The following is a 24721-nucleotide window of genomic DNA, read 5'->3' on the forward strand; positions in this document are numbered from 1 at the left end:
CTGAATAATGAAGAAGACAGCTCTCAGCCTTGGACTCGCCATGGCGCTCATCGGCCCTGCCTCTACCTCGCAGGCCGCTACCGAACTTAACTTTGCAACCTGGATGCCGCCAGGCCATCCAATAAATGCGACTATTCTGCCCCAATGGGCCAAGCAAATTGAAGCTGGGACTGAAGGTCGCGTTAGTGTGAAATTCGAATACAACCTGGGTGAACCCGGCTCCATGTTTTCCATCGCTGAGGATGGTGTGGCTGATGGTGCTTGGGGGTTCCATGGATATGTTCCCGGTCGCTTCCCTCTGACCGAAGCCGTTGAAATGCCGATGCTGGGTGCCAATGCCGAAGCGGCATCCGTCAGTTTCTGGAATGTGTACAACGAATACTTTGCAAAGGCAGGCGAGTTTGATGGCCTTGAATTGATGGCTTTGTGCACACATGGCCAAGGGCAGCTGCATACCAAATTCCCCATCAACGCCTTAAGCGACCTCAAGGGCAAAAAAATACGCGTTGGCGGCGGTGTACAAAGTGAAATTGCCAAACGCATGCAAGTGACACCTGTCGCAGCACCCGGGCCCAAAATTTATGAACTACTTCAGCAGGGGGTCATTGATGGAATCACAATGCCCCAGAGTGAACAGCGCGGCTTGAGACTCAATGAAGTGACGTCTCACCTGACGGTTTATCCCAGCGGCCTCTATCTTGGCAGCCTGTCCATCTTCCTGAACCCGGATTTCATGGCCAACTTGAGTGATGAAGACCGGGCTGCCATTCGTCGGGTATCCGGTGAAAGCCTTTCACGCACGTGCGGTCAGGCATTTGACGCCGCCGACGAGGACGGTATCAAAGCCGCTCGGGAAAATGCTGTCATCGTCAACGAACTGCATCCCGGCGATGCGTTAACACAAGAGCTCACCAACGTTCTTGAAGGCATCGACCAGGTCTGGCTGGAAAAAACCTCAGCATCTGGCGTTGATAACAAAGCTGCTCTGCAGGCCCTTCGTCAGCGTGCTCGTGATTATCAACCGGAGTCCTGATACACGCCAGAGCGCTTTCAGGTTCTGATTAACCCGAATGCACTCTATAATCATCCTCTGTTTCCTTAAAAAACACCGGGTGCGGGTTTCTTGACAATGCGAATTCTCAACAAGAAGGATCTTATATATCAGGATGTACTGGGGCGGCTGTTAAATCAGCAGTACAGGTTTGGTGAGAAGATCTCGGTCAAGGATATCAGCAACGAAACGGGCGTCAGTCGTCAGCCCATCATGACCGCGCTGAACAACCTTCAGGAGCGAGGGTTCGTTCATATCACGGCTCAGGTGGGTTGCGAAGTCGTCGATCCGGCCGTTTCTGAGGTAGCAGATTTTTATCGGATGTTTTCTGCCACCGAAGGACTGATCGCCAGTCTGGCCGCTGAGCGTCATTCACCTGAGGAGTTGCTCAGACTGACAGAGATCAACGATCAGATTATTGCACTCGGTCACAGCTCAACCCAACTCTCTGAACGGTACCGTCAACTGAATGCCGACTTTCACCGGCATCTGCAGCGGATGGCCCGCTCAGAGATTCTCGGCACACGTCAAATGTCGAACTTTGAACTGTCTGACTTTTTTATCGTGCAAACCTGTGGCTTTCACATGCATCTGAACGCAGCCACGGATGAGCACACGATGATTATTGAAGCAATACGGAATCGGGATACACAAGCCGCCCGTGAAGCTGCCGAAGAGCATATCGCCAGCGTATCCCGAGACGTAGTGACGTTCATGCAGCACTCATCCTGAGATAAACCGGAGCCGTACTCAGCGGCACTCTGCCCAGACAACTAACATGCTAGTATGCAAGAATAAACACAAGAGGCTGAACATGCAGACTGACCACTTTGATACCGATGTTCTGATCATCGGCACAGGACCAACAGGCGCAACCGCTGCCCTTGCACTGGCAACCTATGGCATTGATGTCCATATGGTGTCTCGCACCAACTGGCTTGCCGATACGCCCCGTGCCCACATTACCAATCAGCGCACCATGGAAGTGTTCCGCGCGCTGGATATTGAGGAAGAGCTGTATCGCCACGCGACCCCCTGGGATCAGATGGGCGACAGCCTGTTCACCACCAGCCTTGCGGGGGAGGAGCTGGCACGTCTGCGATGCTGGGGTACCGGTGATGAGCGCAAGGGAGACTACCTCAGTGGCAGCCCCTGCGAATTGCTCGACATTCCGCAACCGATTGTTGAGCCCGTGATTTTCAAGAACGCACTTGAACGTGGTGCACGCGCCGCTTTCAATACGGAATATGTCAGCCACATACAGGATGATGAGGGAGTCTCCGTCACACTGCGAGATCTGATTCAAAACAGGGAATACGTCCTGCGTGCACGCTATTTGATCGGTGCCGACGGGGCTCGCTCACGGGTCGCACAGGATATCGACCTGCCCATTGAAGGCCATCATGGTCGGGCCGGTACCGTATATGTGAATTTCAGGGCCGACCTGTCGAAATATGTCGAGCACCGCCCCAGCATTTTGCACTGGATCGTGTCACCTCATGCCAGCTTTGGAGAAATCGGCCTGGGACTGTTGCGCGCCGTCAAACCCTGGAACGAATGGATTGCAGGCTGGGGCTTCGACATTTCGAAAGGTGATCCTGAATTGATTGATGCCGAGCTGACCGAGCGCGTACGCCTGCTGACGGGTGTACCCGACCTTGAAATCGAGATCATCACCAAGTCGATCTGGTATGTGAACCAGGCCTATGCAACGGAATACTCGAGAGGCCGCGTCTTCTGTGGCGGTGACGCCGTACATCGCCACCCGCCTTCAAGCGGGCTGGGGCTGAACACCTGCGTACAGGATGCCTTTAACCTGGCCTGGAAAATTGCCGCGGTTATCAAGGGGGATGCCAGAGCCGATCTGCTGGAGACCTACACCCAAGAGCGTGCACCGGTCGGCAAACAGATCGTGCTGCGTGCCAACCAGTCACGTCTTGATTACGGTGCGCTGCACAAGGCGTTCCGCGTCGAAGGTGCCGAAAACCCGGTTGTCGCCGGCATTGAGCGCCTGAAGTCGCCGACTCCTGAAGGTGAAGCCGCACGAGAAGCCCTTAATCAAGCGCTCGAGCTGAAGAATACCGAGTTCAACGCGCAGGGTGTCGAGATGAACCAGCGCTATCACTCGTTGGCAATCGATGGGTCGGAAGAGGCCGAAGAAGTCTGGGACAAAGACCGACAGCTGTACCTGAAGGCCACCACGCGACCGGGGGCAAAACTGCCGCACGCCTGGTTGATAGACGCCAAGGGTATGAAGGTATCAACCCTGGATCTGGTCAAGGGTTATGGTTTCACGCTGATGACCGGCCTGTCGGGAAATGCCTGGGGCACGGCACTGAAGTCGATCGACAAGCCCTGCCTGAGGTTACTTCAGGTAGGCAATGTCATAAAAGACCCCTATTGTGAATGGCAGCGCAGACGCGAAATACCCGAGTCCGGTGCCCTGCTGGTAAGGCCAGACGGCTATGTCGCCTGGCGTTGCATGGAGGCCGTGCAGGATGCAACTGAGGCAAAACATCGCCTTGAGCTGGCACTGGATTCAATTCTGCTGCAGTAGACAGCCATTAAGGTAAAGTAACACGCTCTGGCGCTACGTCCGGTACCCATCTACCGGGAATAGCGCCGGTTTTGTTTTACCCTGAACTTACCCAAACAGTCGCATGGATCTGCCCGTAGTATGAAAAGCATTAATCACCGCCCTGTCCCGTTCACGCTGTTTCTGGGTTTCATCTCCTCACTTGGTCCGCTGTCGATCGACATGGGGCTACCCGGGCTTTCCGACATCGAAAATTTCTTCCAGTTGGCCACCGGAAAGGGAGCGCTGACATTCAGCTTTTTCGTAGCCGGCCTTGCCGTGTCACCGTTGCTCGGAGGTATTCTGTCGGACCGATTTGGACGCAAGCCGGTCATTCTCTTTTCTCTGCTGCTGTATACCCTGGCTGCCCAGCTATGCAGCCTGGCTCCCGGCTTTGAACTGTTACTGGGGTCGCGCCTTTTGCAAGGACTCGCTGCTGGACTGTGCCTTGCCATCCCAATCGCTATCATCCGCGACACATTGGAGGGCGAAGCTGCACGGCTGCGCATCTCCTACATGATAATGCTGGTCGGAATTGCCCCACTGGTAGCACCGCTGCTGGGCAGCCTGGTGATGCAGTTCGGCCCCTGGCAGCGCATCCATGACTTTCAGGCGGTTATTGGATTGCTCTCACTGCTGATCATTACATTTACCTTCACCGAGACCTTGCCCATTGATAAACGCCAGACACTTAATGTCAGAGACATCCTGGCCGAATTGAACAACATTATGGCCAAGCGAGTGTTTCTACTCGCAACGCTGATCTACACATTGGGCTTCTGTACCCTGTTTACCTATGTTTCCGCCTCCTCCAGCCTCTTTGTGGACCACTATGGCTTCTCCATCGACCAACTGGCGCTGATCATGGCTTTTACTTCAGGTCTTGCCGGTGTCGGCTCCTGGTTCAATGCACAACTGGCCAAACGAGGCGTTACCACCAGCCAAGTGATCTTGATCGGCCTGCTGTGCATGCTGGTACCCGCTTTCATCCTACTGTTCATGCCCAATGTGCAGGCCTTGCTATTAGGCAGTTTGATGGCGTTTATTCTGCTCGGATTTGGCCTGTTGTCACCAGCAGCCAACCATATGGCGATGGACGTGATCGGTCAGGGCAAGGGTAAGGCGTCCGGCGTAATGCGGTTGTTTCAGATGAGTTCAGCCGCACTGATCTCAGCACTTTACACGCTGTTGATCGGCATGGTCGGCAGCATAACCGCCACCGCCCTGCTGGTACTGGTCTGCGCACTGCTGGGACTCAAGTGTTGGCTATCGCTGATCCGTTGCCAACAACACGCCTGAGCGCCGCACCAAGCCGATCAAAGTATGCCCGAAAGGCACAATTGATCTGCAAGCGCTGCTCGCCTTGCGGAAACAGCCCAAGGCGAGCCTCTTTTGAAGAACAGGTACCCTTGACCAGGAAGTGATTACGGATCGGCTGATCCTGCACAAACGCCTCAAAGGCTCGCGCGCACATCTCTTCCGGACGGCTGTAGTAGAGGCTGTTCAACTCCCTGTCCATCGCCACAGATGCACGACACAGCTCGCTGGGCCCCTCACCGGACGGATCCAGCATGATTGCCTTGAAGCAGGCAAACAGGCAATCATTCAATGGGTGCGGAACGGGAATCGCGTCATGCAACCAAGCCTTCGAGGCAAACATGCCTTTGGGTGCATCATCGAAGCATTTGTCAGCCAGATAGTGATCGAGTGCATGGAACCATTCATGCGCGATACTGCCGGGGCCTGCATTCTTCGCCAGCGAGAAACAGCGTGTGGCCGGTGTGTAATGGGCAGCCACGCCCGGGCGCCCACCGATACCATACTGAAAAGCCAGCGTACCACGCAGCGAGATAAGTGCCTCAGGTCCATTCAAGATTGTCATCAGGTCACCCAACGCATCGTAGAAATGGGCTGCGGCCTGTTCGTTTTCGTCTCGTGTTACCCAGCGACCTATTTCAATGGAACGAAAGTCATAACGTTTGCGGATGTCGGCGAAATTGATGATTTCACCAAAGCGATGCTCTGGACCACGGCGGTAGAAAGTACGACTGGAATTACGAGGTGCTGCCATCACATTACTTGCACAAGACCTTAAGACGCCTGAAAGCCTGCCTGAATATCAAAAGGGTTTCCAGCATTAGAACACGCATACAGCGACCACAGAACTGCGCGCACTTTTGATTCAGGGCCCGCGTCAGCTTTTGCTGCTTATTTTTGCAGGAGGAACTAAAGATCAACTCAACTCCAAAAGTCGCCTGTGAATGGCTTTGAAATCTCCCCTTTGCGCCAACGCGCTCAACTCTTCGGCGAAACAAACACTTTCTGGATGTTGCTTGCCCAGTTGTTCACACCATTCGGTTATATCAGTAACAGCACCCAACTCCAGCCACACTTCCAGCTGTTGAATGGAATCCTCATTTATAACAATACTTGAGGCCGTCACACTACCTGAAGAATGCGCTTCCGAAGAGCTCGACGCTTGTATGTCAGCCAATCCACACGCACGAGCAACCTCATGACGCAGCAGAGCCAGGTCCACCGGCTTGCCCAGCAAGGCGGTGTAACACTCTCCCGTTTCTTGGCGTTCCGGTTGCAAGTACCAGGTAGCTGATAACAGCAGTACCGGCACCAGAGGGTCTATTGCTCGCGCCGCCTCGAGGACGGCACCACCTGATGCCTTTGGCAAACGATAATCAGTCAGAATGATGTCCGGCATTGTGTTCTTAGCCTGCAAAGCATTGATCGCTGACTCCGCGTCGGCGAACGTTACAACTGTAAAGCCAAGCTCTGACAGCTCCATGTACAGTAAATGACGAATCTGTTCAGAATCTTCAACCACCCAAGCCTCAAGGCCATCGGCATTATACAAAGGCAACATTCGAGTCGGGCTTTTAAGCACAGCAATGCCTGCATCTTCTCTACCCGGTTTGACCGGCACAGTGAAACGCACGCAGGTACCTTTATTTGGCACACTGCTCAAGAAAATATCCCCCCCCATTCGCTCGACCAACTCTTTGACAATAGCCAGCCCAAGGCCGGTTCCCTCCCCCTTATCAGACACTCGAAAAAGCGGGTCAAACAGCTGATCATGCTCTTCGGCATCTATACCACACCCTGTATCTTCAACCTCACACACCAACTGAAGCACGGACCCTTTCTCACTCTCGTGTGTATTCCTATCGTAAATACGAAGCGCAATATCACCATTAACCGTATATTTCGCTGCGTTATCCAGCAAATTAAGTAATATCTCACGCAAAAGCGTCTCATCACAGCGAATTACAGACGGCAGCAATTCATCAACTTCAAGCCTGAAGCCGTTATTATTTTTACCGGCCAAAATACGAGCTTCATAAGCGATATCATTGATAAACGCGTGTAGATACAGATCTGTTTGTACGACTTCAAGGGTTTTGACGTCACGCGCATAATTGATCAGACGATTGATCAAGTTGAGCATATGAGTTGCGCTGCTATATATGATGCGGCTCTTTTGCCCGATTTTACCCTGCTCGAAACTCAGTAACTGCGCATAGCCCATGATGGATGTTAATGGGGATTTGAGGTTATGCGTCACACGGCTAAGAAATTTAGTCTTGGCAGTATCGGATTTTTGGGCTGCCTCCAGCGCCAAATTCAACTCTCGGGTTCGTTCAGCTACCGCCTGCTCAAGCCGAGCACGCTCAGCCTGCTCTGCCTCACGAAGCTGCCGCTCCAGCGAGCGCTCGTAGTTACGTTTTTGCAAGGCATAAATCAGCAGCAAAGCCAATGCCTGAAAAATTTCAATCAGAAGCCTGACAGTAGCCATTTCCGAGGTGTAATTGATGTTCAGTGCATAGCTGAATACGTAAATACTGCTGGTCAGCCAACCTATGCCCAAGAGCAGCAGCATGGTGTTTTGCAAGCGGCACTTCTGCCGCAATGCAGCCGGAAGCAGCAATGGCCAGACAAGTGCACATGCCACATGAAACACCATTGCACTGTTTCTGAGTTGGTTATTCTCCAGCACAAAGTTCAGCCCGATGTAACTCAATGAAAACAGCAGAGTCACCGGCAGCACCCAGCGCCAGATATGGTGTCGATTCAACCCCAGCAGATATACCGACACCAACATGAATAAACTCTTGGCGATCACCGAGAATGAGAAGCGCAGGTGACTGGCATAGTCAGCCAAACCATCAAACAGCAAATAGCTGATATAGGCTTCTTTTTCCGCTTCGAAGACAAACAGTGACAGCATCCAGAGACAAACCAGCGTGTAACGCACGTTGGCCTGAAACAGCAACACCATTGCCAAGGTCAGCGTAATAGCCAACAAAATGGAGTGAAACTGGTAGCGTTGAGCCTGATCAGTGGTAAAATTAATCGGGTCCCAGTTTTTGATGAACAGAAAGGGACGACTGTCACTATCTATACGGATCAACAGATCAACAGTGTGACCAGCCGGCAGATTCAGCGGTACAACTGCTCGGTTGGAAGGCACCCTGCGCTCGCTGATTGGTTGATCCAGCCCGATTGACATACGATCATTGAACTGGCCCGTCAGCGGATCAATCAGCCATGTATCGATCCTGTTCAATCGCCAAGGTGATAGTTCCAACCACCGTTGAACGGGTTCCGGTGACCCGTTTTGTATTCTGGCGCGTAGCCATATTACTGTTTTCCGCCGTGGTGCACTCAACAACTCGGGGACGTCGCGCACACTCAGCCATCCATTGGAGTAGAGCATATCACCCGGTCCAGCCTTCGCCCCCTGTTCTTCAGACAATATCTCCATTTCAAGCACACGATTGCGCTCGGAAGGTTCAGCCAGATCCAGCACGGGAAGCGCTTTTGCCGAAAAGGGAAATAACAGCAATAGCAGCGTTAAAAGACCTGTAATACGAACAAGGCTCATCACATTCTCACGGTATGATGCGAGTTTGGCGAAAAGCCGAAGGGGTCATGCCATACCGCTCCTTGAATGCGGTGGCAAAGTTGGCACTGCTGCTGAAACCGACGCGGGCAGCAATATCGCTGACAGATAAGCCGGTATTTTGAAGCAGTTTATGTGCCTCTTTCATGCGTTCCTCTCGAAGATACTCAAAAACAGTCATTCCGGAACAATGCTTGAAAGCGGCATTCAAACGCTTGGTGTTGGTGCCTGTCAGGCGCGCCAACTCCTGAATACCGGGCGCATTATCAAGGCTGCGCAACAAATACACCCGGGCGCTGTGAAAGAGGACAGAATACAAATTGCCATCATTATTGCTGACTTCGCTCACCGTTCCAGGTGCACCCATCACATCCGTAAAATGCTGAGGGCTTTGGATCAAACGATTCCGCAGGTGGACCGACAGTCGCAACCGTACTTCGTCAAAACTGAAAGGTTTTCCAATAAAATCCACAGCTCCAGCCAGCAACCCCTGCACCCGCTGTTCGGTACCGGAGAAAGCAGACAGAAAAATAACCGGAACCTGGGATGTAGCTGGATCACCACTTAACGCTTTACATGCCGCAAAACCATCGCAACGCGGCATATCCACATCCATCAAAATCAGGTCTGGCGACAGCAGTTTGGCTTTATGGACACCATCGACACCATCATGCGCATGATAGAGGCGACAACCATATTGTTGCAGATAGGTTGAGATAAGCATCCGCTCCGCTTCAGCGTCATCGATCACCAGTATCCTTTTTCCCTTCAGCACATCCATTCCATACGCCCAACCGAATTACGTTCATGCTTGTGTTGTCGGCAATCATCGCACACAAACGAGCGTTTCATGTAATCAACCTATACTTTTTCCCTCTGGCAAAAGACTTACCCATCGGGCAAAGCCGAACCATTCTATAACAAAACCAATGCCACTTACGGGCATGACGACTACAATCGGCACGGCAACACCTGCTTTTTATGAATACCCGACAGCTCAAGTACCATATAGTCCTGCCAACGCGGCGCTTGTCCAGCTGCAACTCTCCAGATAGTAACGATTCAAGCGGATCACCGCTCTATCGGTTGTAGCTCCCAATGCAGCACCTTCAAAGGCAATCACCAGCTTTAAAACTCTGCCAAGGTTCCCTGTGCGCAGCATCAGTGCACGCTTGATTGCGTCACTCAAGGGCAACTGTTCACACACAGTCTCCAGACTTTCGCTCAACATCAAGTCTGCCATCGACAGTAATCCCACCATAAATGCGGCATCAGGGTCATCATTGAATTCACCGGCCGCCAGTCGCAGACACATGGCAGCCCGCGTCAAAGCCTGTGGTAACAACAGCATATTGCACGGATCATCGTTTGCGAGCACCAGCGTGGTGACCAGTGTGCGCAGCCGATCGATACCCAACAGAAGTATTGCCTGGCGCAAACTGCTGATAGTGTTGGCGCGCTTGCAATGCGCTGAATTGATCATTCGCAGCAGGCGTACACACAACTGTGGTTCATGTGCCAGCAGTTGCTCGATCCTGTCATAATCCACTTCCGGGTGTTGCAGCTCGCTTAGTAGCTGCAACTGCGCCTCTCGATGACCCTCCCGCTTGACTGCCGTTTTCCGTTTGACTTCAGGCCGCGCATAGAAGTACCCCTGAAACAGGGTAAACCCCTGCAATTTACAGGACTCAAACGTTGCCAGATCTTCCACCTTTTCCGCCAGCAAGGTGATGCCCCGCGCCCGGTATTCATCCAGGTCTCGCTCTTTGAAGGTCTGATTGAGCATATCCAGCTTGATAATATCCGCCAACTCCAGCAATGGTCGTGTGGCCGATGTCAGTTCAAAATCATCAAGCGCCAGCGCATACCCCCGCGCCTTAAGCCCTTGTAACGCCGCAAGCACCTCGGAGTCGCCTTCAACACTTTCCAGCACCTCGATTACAACCTGTTCTGGATTCGGTGGCAGCAACTCCGGCTGTAACAGCCAGTCACGAGGTGCATTGAAAAACAGTTTGCGACTGCCACACAGTGACTCAATACCGGTTTCGTAGAAGGCCGCATTACAAGCCCTCGCGGTGGCCATCATCTGATCATCTATAATCGCAGTATTTGCATTTGCACTGGCCCGATAGAGCAACTCATCTGCCACATGCCTCATGCGCGCATCACAAATAGGCTGCAGGGCTATGCAATAGTGTTGACTGGACGACATAAGCTGATGCCTGAACGAATGTTAGACGTAAACCAGCCTTAATCATAAAGGAAGTCCCTGATCGGAACTTTGGAGGCAAAGCCAACAGGTTTGCTCGAGGCGACTTTTGCTTGTGTGATATTTCAAATCGATACCGATCAAAAAACTTACCTGCCAGCAAACCCCCTTCCCCTCCACCAAACAAAAACAAACGCCAGTTTGGTTATAGTCGCGTCTTTGTGTGTGTTAACAACTCAGGGATAGTCAATATGATGTTTTTCCGACGAAGAAACAGGTACAGCCCGCCAAGTGCCGGCGTCCCAGTAGTGGAAAGCATGGGTTCACACGCCACAGTGAACCTGCTGCATAGAACCAGAACCATGTTTAAAAAAGCGGCTTTTGCAGCTGCACTTATGAGTACGGCATCAGCAGCCTGGGCCGCTCATGATCTGGTATTGCAGCATACCGGGCCGGACACCATATCGTTAACGCAAACAGCGACTTACACCGTCAGGCTGGACAACAGCTCTCCAAGCTGGACCGATACAGCTACTGGAGTAGCTCTTACATACACTTACAATTCAAGTCTTGCCGGTTTTACCGGCACTACATTCAGCAATGGCACAGGCTCATGCTTAGATGACACAGCAGGCACAATCACTTGCGCCATTGATGACATTCCACACGGGACGACAAACTTCACCATCGATTTTGATTTCCTCGTTCATGGTGACACGCTGCCAGACAGCAATCCTCCCTCTGCAAACCTGTCAACCATCGCCACTGTTACCAGCGCCGGTGACCAAGTGTCTGGCAACGAGTCAGAGTCTGTAACGACCAATATCCAGGCAGGAACAGACCTCGCAGTCACACTGATATCCAGCCCAGTAAGTGGTGGAAATATTGCATCAGGTGCCATCTGGTCTCATGATATTACCGTCAACAATAATGGCCCCCTGAGCACAACCGGCACCATCGTGACGCTTGTACCTGCAGCCGGAACTCAGTGGGTACCAAGCAGCCTGCCCTCTGGATGCAGCATTGCCGGCGCCAATGTCGAGTGTACCATCGGCGGCAGCTTTGCTGATCAGGCATCAACAACCTTTAACGGCATTGAGTCACAAGTGATTGCTGCGCAGGGATCATCTTTAAGCCTGACAGCGAGCGTTGCGTCTGACCTGACTGATGATAACTCAACGAACAACTCAGCAACGTCAAGCGCCTCTGTGACACCGGGTACTGATCTGATCTTGGATCTCAGCGAGAGTCCCACGGGCACCATCATCGCTGGTGATCCATCCACTATCACAGTGACACCCCGTTACACTGGTGATATTCCCAATACGCCCACCTATACGGTAGACATCCCGAATACGCTGACCGTTGATACCGGCTCACTCAGCTACGATCCCCGCTGGGGCAGCTGTAGTTTCACTGGCACAACCACATTAACCTGTAGTGGTTGGAACGCCGGTGGTGCAGTAGCTGGTGCATTACAGCCAATGGGCGCTGCCACTTTTGATGTAACCGGACCAACCGGTCAGTACACCTTGAGTGGTAATCTAACCAGCAGCTCGACTGAGGCCGACCCTACAAACAACACTGACGACGTAATCGTAGATTTTGCAGAACCAACAGTTGACATTACCATTTCGAAGTCAGGGCCCACAGCGCCTGAAAACAAGTTCGAAACGGGTACAAACATTCAATACACCGTAACGTTGCGTAACCCTTCCAGCAGCAATGTTGACTTTTGGGGTCCTCTCTCTTTTTCAGAGACCGCACCGGCAGGGCTGACAATTAATAGTATTAATGGCCCTGCAGGATGGACCTGTAACACTTCAGGCTGTAACCGTACCTACACCGAGGCCGATCCGTTCCCACGGAACTCCAGCCAAACATTCACCGTAAATGCTACGGTATCCAGTGACACGGGCACCAACCTGGAAAACCAGGTCTGCCGCGCCGCGTTCACCCACCCGTTGGTGGGTACGCAAAACGATCAAGTATGTGACACAGCAGCTGCTGTTACCGGCCATCCAGCCGCCAACAGTACCGATCTCGCAGTCACCAAGGCTGTTACAACCCCTGCTGGCGACATAAAGGCAGGCGATTGGCTTGCGTATAGAATTTCAATGGGCAACTTTGGCAGCAATCCTGCCAGCAATGTTGTTGTTTCTGACAACCTGACCGGACTGATCCCCAGCACTGACGGCGGCAGCTTCCAGATCGATACGATTCCAACTGGCTGGAGCTGTAGTAATGGAGGCACACCTTTAAGCTCGGGTGATTACCTGAACTCTACCTCAGTAAACCTAAGCTGTACCACTACCACACTGGCCGGCGGTGTCAGCACTAACCTCGGGTTCCGTATTCGCCCACAGGGCTCTGCCAGCAACGGTAATAATCTCAACCGCAGCAACACAGCCTATATTCAGTCAGATACCCCGGAGCCTGATTTCAGTAACAACACTGGCTCAGTCAATGCCGCGGTACAGGCCAAAACTGACTTTACAGTCACCAAGGCAGTGACAAGCTGGGACCAGAAGACAGGTACCGAGCTGCAGTACACCATCACTGTCAGCAACGCCAGTCTCTCAGGTGCAAACAATGTTGTTGTAACAGACGTATTGCCGGAAAACGTGACCTACCTGGGCCTCAGCGGATCAACTCTTCCGTCCTGTAGCGGCGTGAATGTTGATGATACAACAACATCAACGGATAAAACTCTGGAATGCAGCTGGAGCAGTTTCCCACGCGGTGGCGATCGCAGCTTCATTGTGCGTATTCGTCCGAACAACGAACAGCAAGGGCAAACCTTCGTTAACGACGTCTACGTCAATGTGGAACCCGGTACCCAAACTGCCAAAGCCGGCACTACGGAAGAAACCGACTACACCAATAATACTGACCAGGCCAGCGCCACCGCTGATGAGTCGGACATTGACCTTCAGGTCAACAAGCAGGATATGACAGACCCTGTGTATGTCGGCGACACAGTGACGTATCAAGTACGCATTACCAACAACGGCCCATCCGTTGCCACTAACGCGTCCATCTACGATTATCTGCCAACTGCCGGCTTCAAGTGGGTTGGTGACGTTCGATTCTATGAAGGCAGCTATGATCCAGGTAACGAAATTACAGGCGCTGATCTGACCGACGCAGGTATCAGCTGCTCCGTCTTGCCCAGTGTTGATGATATTGGTACTGGTGGCGAAGACAAAAACCTGCCGAGTAAACTCAGCTGGATGTGGCCGCCCAATAACGAAAGCTGGGTCGGAACAGAGCCGGACTATAACTCCGATTACATCAATGGCGCGTGGGACTCACGCATTCTGGATCATGCGGATATCGCCTGTAACATGGGTTTGTTGGAAAGCGGCCAAACACGCGTGCTGACCTACACTCTGGAAGCTACAGACCGCGGCGTGTACATGAACCACTCGGTTGTACGTTCTCAGGAACATATCGACCGTGTTGGTCAGGGGTTCAGCGACCGACACTGGGAAAACGATGTTGTACAGCACCGCACCACGGTACGTACCACACCGGATCTTACTTTTACAAAAGAAGTATCCACCCCGGTAGTATCGTTGATGGAACCGTTCAGCTACACCATCACTGTTACCAACAACGATGTCGACGCTCAGCTGTACTACCCGAAAGTTGAAGATACGTTGCCCGCTAACATGGAACTGGCTGGCACACCAACACTTAGCGGAGCATTGGTTAACGGTGCACTTGTCTGTACCACCATTCCGGTGCCGCCCGCTGCAGGAACACCGAGTGCCGCTGGCGATACAGATTTTGCCTGCGCACTGGGTGAAGGAGTACCGGCACAGGGGCAGGTCGTTTTGAGTGTTCCTGTCAGGGTTACCGGCGGCTCTGTTGCCACATTGAACAACACAGCTCAGCTGCATTTGGATACCGACCTCGAGTTTGATAATCCTCCACCACCTGCGGCTGAGGACAATGTCGATGTTGATGTCGTGGTATCCAGCCTTGCAGGCCGCGTCTATCACGACAATGACGATAGCGGCAACTACACCAGCGGTACGAACCCGGCCATTTCGGGTGTTACGGTTAACCTGACGGGTACTGATGATTTTGGAAACCCGGTCAGCCGTTCAACGACCACCGATGGTAATGGTGAATACCTGTTCACCAATCTGGCACCCGGTAACTACACTGTTACAGAGCAGCATCCGGCCAGCTGGATTGATGCCGAAGAAACAGCCGGCTCTGAAGGCGGCAGTATTGCCACCAATGATGTGATCAGCGACATCACATTGCCCGCAGACACAGACGCAACCGAATACAATTTCGGTGAACTCAGAGATCTGGGAACCGGCACCGTCACGGCCAGCATTTCGGGCCATGTCTATCATGATCGCAACAACAATGGCGTGTTTGATACGGACGAGGCTCCTATTGCCGGCGTAACCGTACGTCTGGAAGGTAATGGTAATGGTGACGTTCGGACCACAACCACCAATGCCAGCGGCTATTACGCTTTCAGCGGTCTTGAGCCGGGCGTGGAGTACACCGTTACGGAGGAACAGCCTTCAGGTTGGGTCGATGGCCGTGAGACAGCAGGCAGTGTCTTCACCGACTCAGCCAACAGCAACGATGTGTTTGTCGTGAATGTTGGAGATGATGAGCATGGTGAGGAATGGAACTTCGGTGAACGCAGGTCTTCAGACCTGACCCCCACCGCCATTCCGGTGATGGGTCCGTTCGGTTTGCTGTTGACTGCATTGCTGCTGGGCCTGATGGCGATGCTGTCACCGCGCATTCGCCGTCAATTTTGTTGATTCACTTCAGCATCTGAACAATTAAACAAAGGCCACACCGCAAGGTGTGGCCTTTTGTGCAACTACAGGTAATAGCGTCATATCACCGATTGCGAGATAAACGCATCCCCGGTTATTATGGCGTGTTTTGAATATTCAATTTGAAATGGAGTTTTGATATGACTGAGCAGGTAGTAACTGCGGAAAAGCCCACCACTGAAGGCAGCTGCAAGCTGGTTTACATTCTGTATCTGGTAGGGCTTGTGTTTGGTATCACCGGTATCATCGGTGTCATTATGGCCTACATCAATAAAAGTGATGCACCGGAATGGCTGCAGCGCCACTACCAGTTTCAGATCCGCACATTCTGGATCGGTTTTCTCTATCTGGTAATCGGCAGCATACTGTCGCTGGTCATCATCGGCTGGTTTGTCATCCTTTTCTGGGTTGTATGGCTAATCATTCGTTGTGTCAAAGGCATGAAAGCGCTGGACATGAAACAGGCACCTGCCAACGTCACCGGCTGGCTGTTCTAGGCTCTGATTTTGTTGTACCGAAGCCGCACCTGTACGTGCGGCTTTTTTGTAGCTGAACCCTTCCCGTGATCTGTGGTCATTGTCTGCTACATTGAAACAACTCCCCCCTATCGGCAAAGGACAACATCATGAACAGGACGCTTGTCGCTCTGGCTGTGGCCGCTCTTGTAAGTGGCTGTACGACACAACCGCAAGAGCCGAACGAACAGATCCAGCACCCCCAGTACGCGCCGTTGCTGACCAGCAAGGAGTGGATCGTCGAAGATATTGACGGACAGGGCATCATCGACAGCTCACGCGCCAGCCTCAGTTTCGATACTGAGGGACGGGTCAGTGGCTCAACCAGCTGCAACCGATACTTTGCCAGCTACAGCCTGAATGGCCATCGGCTTGAGATCAATCAGGTGGCCACCACCATGATGGCCTGCCCGGAAGCATTGATGCAGCAGGAGCGCCGCTTCCTGAATGCGCTGGAAGCGGCCCAGCGCATTGCAATCGACCCCAGCGGTGCACTGATTCTGCAAGGCAATGGCCATCGCATGCTGGCCCGCTAATCTGACAAAGCCCCCACGCCCTGCCAAGGCAGGGCACACCCCTCTTTTTCTCCCGCCCTTCGAATCTTTGACATCTGCAAATATTGATATGAGTCAAAACAAAAACATTTTTTAGCTCATTAAGTATCCAATTACAGGATCAAAAACATGCAAAATAATCAATAATGCTTCTTATTAAAAATAAAATATTATTGTTTTTCAATAAGTTAAATTTTCATAAATAACAAAATAGGTACTTTCCAATATGATACATAACGTATTTTTAAAATATTGATTTATGTATCACGAGTGCTAAATTGCGAGGGCTTTCAAACAACAAGAACCCCGATACAGAGGTAAGCTCCATGCATGATAAACTCGCTAACACCATGGAATTTCCGCCGGAAACACCGCAGCCGAACATCTACCCGCTGCGCTGGGAAACCAAGTCTTCCAAAGTAGAAGAGATCTGGGATGCATCTCTGCGTGAAGCCTGGAACCCGAAAGACCTGCCCTGGGACACCTTTGACGCTTCCAGCTACTCATGGGAAGAGCGTGAAGCAATCGCCTACTGGTGGACCCTGCTCTCTGTATTTGATGCCTCTGCACCGCCCGTGTTCGCAGAAGCATTTATCAAGACCTACGAAGATCACGAAGAAGATGCCATTCGTCGCTGCTTCTTCTCCGTCACCCGTGACGAGCAGAACCACGAGCAGATGTGTGGTCTGGTGATCACCAAAATGCTCGAGTCCGCCAGCCCGCTGGAATATGAGCCCAAAACTGAACTGGGTCGCCGTCTGCAGAAGAATGCACGCTGGCTGTACTACAACGGTGGTCGTTACTGGAATGGCTACAAGAAAGCCGTTCCCAAATACAGCCTGGCCGTACTGTTCAGCTCATTCCTGATGGGTGAAATCGCGGCAGCCACCATCTTCAAGCAGATGTCTCAGAGCTGCGAAGAGCTGGTATTCACTGAAGCTTTCAAGAACATCGGTCGTGACGAAGGCCGCCACATGGCGATCTGCCTGTCGCTGATGGAGCGCGACTATCCGAAGCTCTCCCAGGAAGAGAAGTCGATCATCACCAAGCAGATCCGCGCAGGCTACCTGTTCCTGTCTGCCGTGCTTTTCGAGCCGCCGGCCGAGTTCTGGGATCTGCCTGAAGACTTCATCGCTACCCAGCGTGAAGCGGAAGCCATTGCACGTGAAGCCGGCTTCGGTATCCCGACCTACGAAGACAAGCGCGAAAATTGGCGCAACGCCATGCTCAACCTGAAAGCGGTTCTGGACAAGTATGACACCCCGTTCCCGGCGATCCCCGAAGTGGACATCACCGGTGAGGAAGTGACTCAGGCGGATCTGGATTCAGCGGATATCATTCCGATCTTCTGATCCCACCTGTCCGATGCTTGCTTTTACAGCCGCCCCGACCCAATCGGGTCGGCTGTTTTCCGTTACCAATTTCTGCTGTTACAGGGCTGACTGAGCCATTCAGAGCCCGGAGGTGCGTATGACTACAATCCGTTTGTCCCCGTCCGGCAAAGAGGTTGAGGCCAAAACCGGCGAGACCGTGCTGGAAACCCTGGAAAATGCCGGCTATGCCCTGCCCAACAATTGCCGCGCCGGAGCCTGTGGCGAGTGCAAGGTCAAAGTGCTCAGCGGTGAATTCGACCAGGGCATGGTGCTGGATATGGCACTGTCTCAGGACGAGCGTGCCGAGGGCTATGGCCTGATGTGCATGTGCAAGCCACTCAGCGATACCCTTGAGATCGACTGGGGCACGGATGATGCCAAACCCAAACTGTTTCCGCCACGCGAAAATATTCGCTGCGTGGTCGTGGACCGCATCGAGCGGACGCCGCGTATCGCCGAAATTCGCCTGCGCCCCATTGGTGAGCCGATTCGCTTCTGGCCGGGTCAGTATGTGAGCCTGACCGATACCCAGAAAACGGTCACCCCACGTTCCTATTCCATCGCCAACGCCCCGCGCCCTGATGGCGAGATCGTGCTGCAGATCACACGCGTGCCGGATGGCAAAACCAGCAACTGGGTTCACGATGAAGTAAAGCCCGGCAGCATGGTCAACGTGTCAGGCCCCTATGGCACCTTCATTGGCGACCCCAGTACTGATGGTCCCGTACTGTGTCTGGCCGCCGGTACTGGCCTTGCTCCGATTCTGAGTCTGGCAGATGCCGCCCTGCGCCGTGGCTTCAAGCAGCCGGTGCACCTGATGTTTTCGGCTCGCACCGAAGATGAGATCTATTGCCGTGGCCTGATGGAACTGTGGAATGCGCGTCATCGTCGCTTCAAGTTCATCCCGACTTTGACCCGGGAACAGAAAGAAGGAATGCAACACGGTCGTATTCCCGACATCATCAAGGATCTTTATGCTGACCTGTCAAAGCATGCAATCTACATCGCCGGCAGCCCGGAGTTTGTAGATGCCTGCATCGAAGCGGTCAAGGCGCAGGGGGCTCAGGCCGAGATGATCCACACCGAAGGCTTCTTCGATCAGGCACCGCCGGTCGCACCTTCCAAGTCTCAGCTGGTGTGACACAAAGCGCTGCCGGAAATCAATCCGGCAGCCTCTGCTGCTTGTATTCATCGCCCTTTGTGCCTAACGTTGAATGGGTATCCCCGACAGCGGCGACAGAATGGAACCGGCAGACTTTCTCCCCCGTCATCGACTTCAATCCCTGTTGGATCACCTGTTACAGCAGGGTTTTGAAATCCTTGCGCCACAGGTGCGCGATGGCGCTATTCTGTTCAGACCAACACTGCACGTTGATCAACTGCCGAGAGGGGTTACCCAGCAGCAGGCACCCGGGCATTATCGACTGCAGCAGAGTGATTCCCCACGCTGCTTCAGCTGGGCCAACGGCCCGCAGGCAATAAAACCTTTGACGTTTACCCCGCAAGAAACACTCTGGCGCTCGGAGTTGCAGGCCGATGGCAGCCTGCGCTTTCATGAAGCCCCCGTCGTGACCCGTGCTACTGCGGTGATCGGGGTACGTGGCTGTGATTTGGCCGCGCTGGCACTGCAGGACCGCCACTTTCTGGAGCGAATTGAAGACCCTCTCTATCGTCAACGCCGCGACAGCCTGCTGCTGATTGCGGTGGACTGCTCGCACCCGGCTGACACCTGCTTTTGTGCCAGCACTGGCGACGGACCCGAAGCGCAAACCGGATTTGATCTGGCCCTGACCGAGCTGGCCGAAGGTTACCGTGTCAGAGCCGGGAGTGTGCGCGGGGAAGGTATCATGCGGGCCCTGCCACTGGTTGCGTCCGATGCCGCCCTGCGACAGGACGCCATCGAGCAGGCCACACAGGCACGCTGCCAGCAACGGGCCCTGCCAGCCTTCGATCCAGCCGGTTTGATTCATCAGAGTGAACACCCAGCCTGGGACAGAGTCGCTGATGCCTGCCTCAGTTGCGGCAACTGTACCTCCGTCTGCCCCAGTTGTTTCTGTCACAGCGAGGCGGAAGCCCCGACGCTGGATGGCCAGCAATCGGAGCACCAGCGTCAGTGGGACTCCTGTTTCAGCGAAGGCCACAGCTACATTCACGGCCTGCATGTCCGACCGGATACCCGCAGCCGCTATAAACAGTGGTTGACGCACAAGTTCGGCAGCTGGGTGGAGCAGTATGGCCGCAGCGGCTGCACCGGATGCGGTCGCTGCATCAGCTGGTGCCCGGTAGGGATCGACCCGTTGCAGGTGCTCCGCGAGCTGGGCGAAGAGGTGAAATAATGCGTCATCAGCAGCTCCCCGCCAGTGCCGAAGTCGTCCGCCGAGTGCAGGAAACCGCCGATATTTTCACCCTGCAGCTGCGACTGGACGATCCGTCAGACCCCTCGCTGCTGACTATTCAGCCCGGCCAATTCAACATGCTGGGCGTGTTCGGTGTCGGTGAAGTCCCGGTTTCGTTCAAGGCCCTGACAAACGACCATGATGGCACGCCCCTGCTTGAACACACCATTCGCGCGGTGGGCCGTGTCACACGGGCACTGTCGGCACTCAAGCCCGGCGACCGAATCGGCGTTCGCGGCCCCTTCGGTCACGGCTGGCCTCTGGCCGAGGCTCAGGCAAAGGATGTGTGTGTGATCACCGGCGGACTGGGCTGCGCCCCGGCGGTTTCGGTGGTTGAGCACCTGTTTGTAAACCGCTCGGCATTCGGCCGGATTCATATCATTCAGGGGGTACGCCACTCGGACGATCTCATCTGGCGTACCCAGTACGAGGCCTGGGCGCGCCAGCCCGATACCGAGGTACAGCTGGCTGCAGACAGCGCCGCACCCGACTGGCCCTGGTTCAGCGGCAGAGTCACCGAACTGATCAAGCGTCTGTCACTGCAACCGGAACGAACCCGAGTTTACTGCTGCGGCCCCGAGCCAATGATGCGCGCCAGTGCCGAGCAGCTTATCACTCAGGGCGTGAACGAGGATGCGATCTGGCTCAGCCTTGAGCGCAACATGCAGTGTGCCACCGGCCACTGCGGCCACTGCCAGTTCGGCGCCGACTTCATCTGCCGCGATGGCCCGGTGTTCAACTATCCACACATCCGTGACCGGTTGGGCCTCAAGGGGGTATAGGCATGAGCAGACCCAAAGTTGCCGTGCACAAGTTCAGCTCCTGCGATGGCTGCCAGCTCGCGTTTCTGAATCTGGGCGAGTCGCTGCTGCAGCTGAGTGAACAGCTGGAAATTCTGCACTTTCTGGAAGCAGGCATGAGCGAAGCCGATGCTCAAGTGGATATCGCCTTCGTTGAGGGCAGCCTGTCTACGCCGGATGAGCTGGAGCGCATCAAGCAGGTACGCGCCAACAGCCGCTTTCTGGTCAGCATCGGCGCCTGTGCCACCAGCGGCGGCCTTCAGGCACTGCGCAATCTGGATGGTCAGCATGATGCATGGCGAGATGCGATCTATGCCCGCCCCGAGTTCATACGGACCCTGCAGGATGTAAAGCCTATCGCCTCCGTGGTGGACGTGGATCTGGAGTTGTGGGGTTGCCCGGTCAGCAGCCCCCAGATAGTGGCAGCCGTGCGCTCGCTGCTGTTTGGCGTCGCGCCGGTGGATGATCGTGATCGGGTCTGCCTGGAGTGCAAGCGCCAGCAGGCCGTGTGCGTGATGGTCACCGAGGGCAAGCCCTGTATGGGCCCGGTCACACGCACCGGCTGCGGAGCGCTCTGTCCTCGCTTTGGCCGCGACTGTTACGGCTGTTATGGCCCTGCCGAAACAGCACAGACCGATACGCTAGCGCGCCGGTTTGCGGGCTTGGGCCTGATGCCGGACGCCATTGCCAGACGTTTTCTGCTGATCAACTCTCAGGCCCCCGCGTTTTTGCAAACCGGTCGGGTATTCTGGCACTCGGGACAGGAGGCTGAAGATGACTGAGCGCCGTATCCGCATCGATGTACCCGCCCTGACGCGGGTAGAGGGTGAGGGCTCGCTGCGACTGGAGGTCGTTAATGGCCAACTGGTTGAACTGGGCCTGTCGATCTTTGAGCCACCGCGCTATTTCGAGAAGTTTCTGGAAGGGCGCGATGCCCATGAAGTCGTGGACATTGTGGCCCGCATCTGTGGCATCTGCCCCATCGCCTATCAGGTCAGCGCCCTTAATGCCCTCGAGTCACTGGCCAAAGCCCCCTTGCCACACTGGGTACAAAAACTGCGCCGGCTGTTCTACTGTGGCGAATGGCTGCAAAGTCACGCCCTGCATATCCATCTGCTCGCCCTGCCCGATTTTCTGGGTTTCGACTCTGCCATCGCCATGGCCGAGCAACACCCGGAGACTGTCCGGCGTGGCATGCAATTCCAGGCGCTGGGCAATGAACTGATCCGGTTGCTGGGGGGACGCTCGGTACACCCCGTTGGCGCCCGCATTGGTGGCTTCCACCGCGCCCCGGAGCCGGAGCAGATCGAGCCTCTGCTGGACAAGCTGCGCGAGGCTCAGCCACTGGCCCGTGATCTGACCGCTTTTTGCGCAGGGCTGGACCTGCCGGATGACCCGCAGGACTTTATCAGCATCGCCCTGACTCATCCGGATCGCTATGCCATTGAATGCGGTCGGCTGATTACCAGTACCGGGCTCAGTCTCGGGGTTGAGGAGTTTGAGCAGCACTTCCACGAACACCACAAGCCGGACTCCACCGCCCTCTGGTCCGACCTGAACGGCGAGCCCTATCTCACCGGTCCATTGGCTCGGTTGAATCTCAATCACCAACACCTGCCGCCCGCCATTCAGCAAAGCCTGAAGGCAACCGGGCTGCAACTGCCCAGCAACAACATGTTTCACAGCCTGATAGCCCGTGCACTGGAGATCGAGCTTGTGATTCACGAGGCGATCGACATACTGCAGGACTATGAATACCCAGCCGCTCCCTGCCCGCAACCCGAACTGAGCGCAGGGGTCTGCTTCGGCATGAGTGAGGCGCCGCGTGGCCTGCTTTGGCACCGCTATGAGGTAGGACCGGATCAGCGGATCAAGGCAGCGCGCATCGTGCCGCCCACCAGCCAGAATCAGGCGCGCATTGAAGCGGACCTGTATCGCTCGTTGACCGCATTCGGGTTGAACCGGGATGAGGAGTCTCTCAGGCTGAGGGCCGAGCAGGTCATTCGCAACTATGACCCCTGCATCTCCTGCGCCACCCATTTTCTCAGGCTGGATATGCGTCGATCATGAGTGGCTGGCGGGTGATCGGCATCGGCTCTCCGTTCGGGGACGACCGTGCAGGCTGGGTGGTCCTGGAACAGCTGGCACAGCACTCACTGCCAGAGAATGTGGAGCTGATAACGCTGGATCGACCAGGCCCGGATCTGATCAATTGGCTTGAGCGGGACATAAAAACGATTCTGATCGATGCCGCACAGACAACGGTATTTCCCGCGGGGCACTGGATGGCGCTTGATATCGACCAGCTGGACAGTTCTGAAGACCTGTCCAGTCATGGCTTTGGTTTGGCACCCACGCTGAAGCTGGCACAGGCCCTGGGGGGCCTGCCGCATCGGCTCCGGCTGTTTGGGATCTGCATCGCCCCCCGCTCAAGCCAGCCTGAACACGACACCCTGTCCACCAGCGTCATCACAGGGGCAGAACAGCTTTCGACCTGGCTGGCAGAACAGATTGCCGCTGATTCAGATGCGCGCTATACCGCAACCGGCAGCGGCGGGGTCGGATCGATCGGATCGTCATCCCGCTCCGATTGCTCGCGCAAGTAGTGCTCAATCGCCTGCGAGACCTGCTGACTCAACCCCTGCAGTCCGGTATTGCCGAACAGGCGGTTGAACTCCAGCAGGTAGGGGTAGCCATCCACCATCGCCACGTCAAAGCCGGCATGGTCGATCTCCAGTTGCTGGGCCACGCGCAGCACCAGATCCACGGCGGCCTGTGGCAGTGGCGTCTCGATATCCACGGTGCCCCCCTGAGACAGGTTGTTATGAAAGCCATCATGACCCTGGCAGCGCCAGAAACCGGCCACCAGCTTGCCACCTACCACTATGATGCGCAGGTCACGATCAATCGGCAGCTGTTCCTGCACGTAGATCACCGGCGTCTTCGCCAGATAGGCATTCCAGTCCGCCCGGTTCTCGATCAGAAAGACGCCCTGCCCCATGCTGCTTTTCGGAATCTTGGCAACGAAAGGCAATGGCATCTGATCCCAGACACGCTCCGCATGTTGCGGATCATTGGGTTCAATCAGCGTCCAGGGAATATTGCCTGCTGCCACCATCTGAAAGGCACGGGTCATCTCAACCTTGTCATGACCGATCAGGTAAGAGGAGAGGCTAGGAAATATCTTCTTGTTGAGGCCAAATACCAGTGCGTTGACCTGCCAGTATTCAGGGAAAAGAACCCAGTCCGCCGACTCAATTCGTTCGCGCTCACGGAACAAATGCTCCGGCTTGATGTAGTGAACATCGGGAAGGTGAAGGGTTCGGAACGCATCAAAGGACACGCATTTCATTTGTGTTGAACCGGTGAGTTGAAAGTCGCGGATAATAATCCGCTTCTGCGGCGGCGCAAAGCAATTTTTGCTGCATTTTTGAACAGAAATACGGTGCTGTTTTATCGACCCGGCGGCAGGGTGAATTCACCCGGCAGAGAGTGTAAGCTGTGTTACATTCTGTT

The 24721-nt window shown here is 54.5% G+C and carries 19 protein-coding genes and 1 pseudogene; 14 read left to right on the forward strand and 6 right to left on the reverse strand.

All coding sequences use genetic code 11. From position 1 onward, the window contains the following. Nucleotides 1–7 precede the first annotated feature (7 nt). From ACAM29_RS08500 to ACAM29_RS08515, 4 genes are all read left to right on the forward strand, one after another. A complete protein-coding gene (locus ACAM29_RS08500; protein ID WP_369623858.1) occupies nt 8–1033 on the forward strand; it encodes a TRAP transporter substrate-binding protein in 1026 nt (341 codons plus the stop codon). 96 nt (nt 1034–1129) lie between these two features. Then, nucleotides 1130–1783: a GntR family transcriptional regulator gene (locus tag ACAM29_RS08505; RefSeq protein WP_369623859.1), complete on the forward strand. Its 654-nt coding sequence runs from the start codon at nt 1130–1132 to the stop codon at nt 1781–1783. A gap of 82 nt (nt 1784–1865) precedes the next feature. Beyond that, nucleotides 1866–3608 (forward strand): FAD-dependent oxidoreductase, encoded by a 1743-nt coding sequence (locus ACAM29_RS08510; RefSeq protein WP_369623860.1) that lies wholly within the window; start codon nt 1866–1868, stop codon nt 3606–3608. A gap of 120 nt (nt 3609–3728) precedes the next feature. Further along, complete coding sequence (locus ACAM29_RS08515) at nt 3729–4925, forward strand: MFS transporter (RefSeq protein WP_369623861.1); 1197 nt, start codon at nt 3729–3731, stop codon at nt 4923–4925. Here the strand turns inward: ACAM29_RS08515 and ACAM29_RS08520 are convergent. The 5 genes and pseudogenes from ACAM29_RS08520 to ACAM29_RS08540 form a co-directional block, all read right to left on the reverse strand. Continuing rightward, a complete protein-coding gene (locus tag ACAM29_RS08520; protein ID WP_369623862.1) occupies nt 4882–5697 on the reverse strand; it encodes a CLCA_X family protein in 816 nt (271 codons plus the stop codon). The genes ACAM29_RS08515 and ACAM29_RS08520 overlap by 44 nt on opposite strands. A 162-nt stretch (nt 5698–5859) precedes the next feature. After that, nucleotides 5860–7866, reverse strand: a complete 2007-nt coding sequence (locus tag ACAM29_RS08525; protein ID WP_369625132.1) for an ATP-binding protein — start codon at nt 7864–7866, stop codon at nt 5860–5862. 168 nt (nt 7867–8034) lie between these two features. Continuing rightward, a pseudogene (locus ACAM29_RS08530) lies at nt 8035–8523 on the reverse strand (7TM-DISM domain-containing protein); the annotation flags it as partial. 7 nt (nt 8524–8530) lie between these two features. Next, a complete protein-coding gene (locus tag ACAM29_RS08535) occupies nt 8531–9322 on the reverse strand; it encodes a DNA-binding response regulator (RefSeq protein WP_369623863.1) in 792 nt (263 codons plus the stop codon). Between the two features lie 216 nt (nt 9323–9538). Further along, the gene (locus tag ACAM29_RS08540; protein WP_369623864.1) at nt 9539–10753 is read right to left on the reverse strand and encodes an EAL and HDOD domain-containing protein; all 1215 of its coding nucleotides are present in this window, start codon (nt 10751–10753) and stop codon (nt 9539–9541) included. Between the two features lie 392 nt (nt 10754–11145). On the opposite strand from ACAM29_RS08540, the gene ACAM29_RS08545 reads away from it, so the two are divergent. From ACAM29_RS08545 to ACAM29_RS08590, 10 genes are all read left to right on the forward strand, one after another. Then, entirely contained in the window at nt 11146–15549 is a 4404-nt protein-coding gene (locus ACAM29_RS08545) for an SdrD B-like domain-containing protein (RefSeq protein WP_369623865.1), read from the forward strand. Nucleotides 15550–15707: 158 nt separating this feature from the next. After that, entirely contained in the window at nt 15708–16064 is a 357-nt protein-coding gene (locus ACAM29_RS08550) for a DUF4870 family protein (protein WP_369623866.1), read from the forward strand. Between the two features lie 128 nt (nt 16065–16192). Then, nucleotides 16193–16618: an META domain-containing protein gene (locus tag ACAM29_RS08555; protein WP_369623867.1), complete on the forward strand. Its 426-nt coding sequence runs from the start codon at nt 16193–16195 to the stop codon at nt 16616–16618. A gap of 344 nt (nt 16619–16962) precedes the next feature. Continuing rightward, nucleotides 16963–17988 carry a diiron oxygenase gene (locus tag ACAM29_RS08560; RefSeq protein WP_206840616.1) on the forward strand — a complete coding sequence of 342 codons (1026 nt, stop codon included), beginning with the start codon at nt 16963–16965 and terminating at the stop codon, nt 17986–17988. Between the two features lie 118 nt (nt 17989–18106). Beyond that, a complete protein-coding gene (locus ACAM29_RS08565; protein WP_091827429.1) occupies nt 18107–19150 on the forward strand; it encodes a 2Fe-2S iron-sulfur cluster-binding protein in 1044 nt (347 codons plus the stop codon). A 100-nt stretch (nt 19151–19250) separates the two neighbouring features. Then, complete coding sequence (locus ACAM29_RS08570) at nt 19251–20345, forward strand: 4Fe-4S dicluster domain-containing protein (protein WP_369623868.1); 1095 nt, start codon at nt 19251–19253, stop codon at nt 20343–20345. Continuing rightward, entirely contained in the window at nt 20345–21187 is an 843-nt protein-coding gene (locus ACAM29_RS08575) for an FAD/NAD(P)-binding protein (protein ID WP_369623869.1), read from the forward strand. The genes ACAM29_RS08570 and ACAM29_RS08575 overlap by 1 nt, the downstream gene beginning before the upstream one ends. Nucleotides 21188–21189: 2 nt before the next feature. After that, nucleotides 21190–21987, forward strand: a complete 798-nt coding sequence (locus tag ACAM29_RS08580) for a sulfhydrogenase subunit delta (RefSeq protein ID WP_369623870.1) — start codon at nt 21190–21192, stop codon at nt 21985–21987. Beyond that, on the forward strand, nt 21980–23275 hold the full coding sequence (locus tag ACAM29_RS08585; RefSeq protein WP_369623871.1) for a Ni/Fe hydrogenase subunit alpha: 1296 nt from the start codon (nt 21980–21982) through the stop codon (nt 23273–23275). The genes ACAM29_RS08580 and ACAM29_RS08585 overlap by 8 nt, the downstream gene beginning before the upstream one ends. Beyond that, nucleotides 23272–23811, forward strand: a complete 540-nt coding sequence (locus tag ACAM29_RS08590; RefSeq protein WP_369623872.1) for a hydrogenase maturation protease — start codon at nt 23272–23274, stop codon at nt 23809–23811. Before ACAM29_RS08585 ends, ACAM29_RS08590 begins: the two co-directional genes overlap by 4 nt. Here ACAM29_RS08590 and ACAM29_RS08595 read toward each other — a convergent pair. After that, a complete protein-coding gene (locus tag ACAM29_RS08595) occupies nt 23739–24557 on the reverse strand; it encodes a RimK family alpha-L-glutamate ligase (protein ID WP_369623873.1) in 819 nt (272 codons plus the stop codon). The genes ACAM29_RS08590 and ACAM29_RS08595 overlap by 73 nt on opposite strands. Nucleotides 24558–24721: the final 164 nt, after the last annotated feature.

The organism is Marinobacterium sp. BA1 (genome assembly GCF_041155135.1).
In the GTDB taxonomy this organism is placed as follows: domain Bacteria; phylum Pseudomonadota; class Gammaproteobacteria; order Pseudomonadales; family Balneatricaceae; genus Marinobacterium; species Marinobacterium iners.